Source organism: Anabaena sp. FACHB-1237 (genome assembly GCF_014696225.1).
Classification (GTDB): domain Bacteria; phylum Cyanobacteriota; class Cyanobacteriia; order Cyanobacteriales; family Nostocaceae; genus FACHB-1237.
Window position 1 is genome coordinate 1 of record NZ_JACJPV010000083.1, and the last position, 3565, is coordinate 3565.

General features: G+C 35.9%; 2 protein-coding genes. Both read left to right on the forward strand.

Annotation, left to right across the window (positions count from 1 at the left end):
- Window positions 1-420: 420 nt before the first annotated feature.
- Window positions 421-1704, forward strand: coding sequence for a serine hydroxymethyltransferase (glyA, locus tag H6F32_RS20050; RefSeq protein WP_190371030.1), 1284 nt, complete (start codon window positions 421-423; stop codon window positions 1702-1704).
- A 254-nt stretch (window positions 1705-1958) separates the two neighbouring features.
- Window positions 1959-3236, forward strand: a complete 1278-nt coding sequence (locus H6F32_RS20055; protein ID WP_190371031.1) for a competence/damage-inducible protein A — start codon at window positions 1959-1961, stop codon at window positions 3234-3236.
- Window positions 3237-3565: the final 329 nt, after the last annotated feature.

The window sequence follows — 3565 nt, forward strand, 5'->3', positions numbered from 1 at the left end:
AAACTATATTATTTTCAAGGTTCGGTGTTCCATTGAGTTTCGCTTGATTTTTCTCTCGTCGCTCTCTCTTTGGCACTTAATCAACTTAACTTACCTTTTCTGATTTGTCAACCCTTTTTTCAAAAAAATTTTTTATTTATTTTTTGGCTATTGAGCAAACTACGCTCTATCCTTTGCATATCAAAGGTTTCGCTGGTTTTGCCAATGATCAATTAATGGCTAGGTTGGGGTCGTACCTGGAGTAGATGGCCATTTATGGAGTCAAACGGTAAAAAAATGTCAGCAATTGTTATGATGCTTGTATCGCTTATAGGCAACTACTAAATGAATATTTCTAAAAGTAGTAACTAAATTGTTCAGTTCAGTAATATTGTGAACTGTTGTTTTCCCTAAGATTTTTTTTCCATAAGGATAGTAAACGTGACTAAGACTAATTCAGACTTACTAAAATCTTCTGATCCCAGAATCCATGAGCTTCTTAATCAAGAACTACTGAGACAGCGCAGCCATTTGGAATTAATTGCTAGTGAAAATTTTACTTCTGCATCCGTTTTGGCGGCACAGGGTTCCGTATTAACTAATAAGTATGCTGAAGGTTTACCTGGTAAACGTTATTATGGTGGTTGTGAGTTTGTTGATAAGGTTGAACAAATAGCTATTGAACGTGCTAAACAGTTATTTGGTGCTAATCATGCTAATGTTCAACCTCATTCTGGCGCACAAGCAAATTTTGCAGTTTTTCTGACTTTGCTTGAGCCTGGTGATACTATTATGGGTATGGATTTGTCTCATGGCGGACATCTAACTCATGGTTCACCTGTTAATGTTTCTGGTAAATGGTTTAACGTACGTCACTATGGCGTTAGTCAAGTCACTGAACAATTAGACTATGATCAAGTTCGTGATCTGGCTTTGAAGGAAAAACCAAAGCTCATTATTTGCGGTTATTCTGCTTATCCTCGAATTATTGATTTTCAAAAGTTCCGCAGTATTGCTGATGAGGTGGGAGCTTATTTGTTAGCAGATATTGCCCATATTGCTGGTTTGGTTGCTACAGGTCATCATCCTAATCCAATTGAATTTTGCCATGTTGTTACCACTACTACTCATAAGACTTTACGCGGACCACGTGGAGGTTTGATTTTGACTGCTGATGCAGAGTTGGGTAAAAAGTTAGATAAGTCTGTTTTCCCTGGTACTCAAGGTGGTCCTTTAGAACACGTAATTGCTGGTAAGGCTGTGGCTTTTGGTGAAGCGTTAAAACCTGAGTTTGCGGATTATTCTGCACAGGTGATTAAAAATGCTCAAACTTTAGCTACTCAGTTGCAAAATCGTGGATTTAAGTTGGTATCTAATGGCACTGATAACCATTTAATGCTGGTAGATTTACGCTCTATTGGTATGACTGGGAAAAAGGCTGATCAGCTAGTAAGTGGTATTAATATCACTGCTAATAAGAATACTGTACCTTTTGATCCTGAGTCTCCTTTTGTTACTAGTGGTTTACGTTTGGGTTCTCCAGCAATGACTACTAGAGGAATGGGTGTGACAGAATTTACGGAAATTGGTAATATAATTGCTGATCGCCTATTGTCTCCCGATTCAGATACAGTAGCTGCAAATTGTCGTCAAAGAGTAGCCGCTTTGTGCGATCGCTTTCCTTTGTATCCACATTTAGAAATTCCTGTACCTGTGTTAGTTTAATGAAGTTGGAATTTTTAAACATTGTCAATTATCTTAACTATTGACAATGTGAGAAAGTAAGTCACTGTTAATGTTTTGATGTGCGTCAGATTTGATAGATAGTTTAATATAAACATATTGTCATATTTGACGCACCCTACATCCTATTAATGTTTTGAGGTGCGTCAGATTTGATAGATGGTTTAATATAAACATATTGTCATATTTGACGCACCCTACATCCCAAAAATCTAAAATCCAAAATCTAAAATTCTATGAGTGCTGAAATTATTTGTGTTGGTACTGAATTATTGCTAGGAGATATACTAAATAGTAATGCTCATTTTTTAGCTAAAGAATTAGCAGCTTTAGGTATTCCCCATTATTATCAAACAGTAGTGGGAGATAATCCAGAAAGACTCAAAAAGGTAATAGAAATTGCTGCTTCACGGGTACAAATTCTCATTTTTACTGGTGGACTTGGACCAACACCAGATGATCTGACTTGTGAAACTTTAGCTGATTTTTTCGGTGTTCCTTTGATAGAAAATTCTGATATTGTAGCTGATATTACTCAAAAATTTGCTGAACGAGGACGTATAATGTCCTCTAGTAATTATAAACAAGCATTAATTCCTCAAGGTGCAGAAATTTTATCTAATCCTACAGGTACAGCGCCAGGAATTATTTGGCAACCGCGATCAGGATTAACAATTTTAACCTTTCCTGGTGTTCCTAGCGAAATGCACAGAATGTGGACAGAAACAGCTATTCCGTTTCTTAAAAGTCAAGGTTGGGGACAAGAAATTATTTACAGTCGTAGTTTAAAATTTTGGGGTATTGGTGAATCTACTTTAGCAGAAAAAGTAGCACCTTATCTAAATTTAACTAATCCTACTGTTGCACCTTACGCTGGTAAAGGAGAAGTAAGATTAAGAATTTCTGCTAAAGCGTCAGACATAAAAACAGCAGAGGAATTAATTACGCCTATTGAACAACAACTAATAGAAATTGCTGGATTAGATTTTTATGGTATTGATAATGATAATTTAGCTATAGTAGTTAGTAAATTATTAAAATTATCAGGACAAACTTTATCAGTAGCAGAGTCTTGTACTGGTGGAGGTTTAGGGCAAATGTTAACCGAAATTCCTGGAAGTTCTGATTACTTTCATGGGGGAGTTATTGCTTATGATAATTCTGTGAAAGTTAATTTACTAGGAGTTAATTCTCAAGATTTAGAAAAATTCGGGGCTGTTAGTTCGATTGTAGCAGAACAAATGGCTATAGGGGTAAAAAATGTTCTAGTTACAAATTGGGGATTAAGTATTACAGGAATTGCAGGACCTGGAGGAGGAACAGATACAAAACCTGTAGGTTTAGTTTATATTGGTTTAGCAGATCCAAATAATCAAGTAACCAGTTTTGAATATAGGTTTGGAACTATCCGTGATAGGTCCACTATTAGAAATTTAAGTTCTTCTACAGCTTTAGATAACTTACGTCGTAAATTACTCAGTATGCAGTTGAATGAGTATAAATCATGTAAATAATCAAATTGTTAATACAGCACATTCCATCTACATGAGGTACACTATGAACAGGCAAGATGCCTGTGTTACAAGGGTTTTATCATTAACATCTGTAACTCAGAATAACGGAAACTGCTGTATATGACGCACTCTACAACAGATTTTTTAGTGTGACACTTGCGTAAGTCCTAACCTAGTAAATGGATTCTTCTTAAACACAACTTAGGACTTACGCATTGACAGAATAAAAAAATAGTGCATTGATAAATAAGGGTCGTCTAGTAATCGGTATGGGAGAATGAGAGAAATTACTAAACTCTCGACAGCACAATGCAACATAGACATCTACA

What these genes read in the sequence shown, in the direction of transcription:
- H6F32_RS20055 (WP_190371031.1), top strand. Translation starts at nt 1,959, where the DNA reads ATGAGTGCTGAAATTATTTGTGTTGGTACTGAATTATTGCTAGGAGAT.